Source organism: Streptomyces sp. SID1328, from assembly GCF_009865595.1.
GTDB lineage: Bacteria > Actinomycetota > Actinomycetes > Streptomycetales > Streptomycetaceae > Streptomyces > Streptomyces griseoluteus.
Genome location: NZ_WWKH01000101.1, coordinates 1 through 205 on the forward strand (window position 1 = coordinate 1; position 205 = coordinate 205).

Here is a 205-nt window from a genome sequence, read left to right on the forward strand (position 1 = left end):
ACCATGAGCGGGGTGCCGCCGTGCGAGAGGAGCGCGCCGCGCCCGCTCATCGTCACGGCCACGGAGGCGGCCCGCCAGTCCCCGACGAGCTGGTGCGCGTCCTGGGCGGCGAGGCGGAGTTCGTCGTCGGGGTCCCCCACCGGGCCGCCGCTGCGGGCGGCGAAGGTGTGTGCCTCGGTGGCGGACGGTGTCGCCAGACGGACGC

The 205-nt window shown here is 77.6% G+C and carries 1 pseudogene; it reads right to left on the reverse strand.

Going from position 1 to position 205, the window contains the following annotated elements:
* A pseudogene (locus GT030_RS03050) lies at nt 1-205 on the reverse strand (D-glycero-beta-D-manno-heptose 1-phosphate adenylyltransferase); the annotation flags it as partial.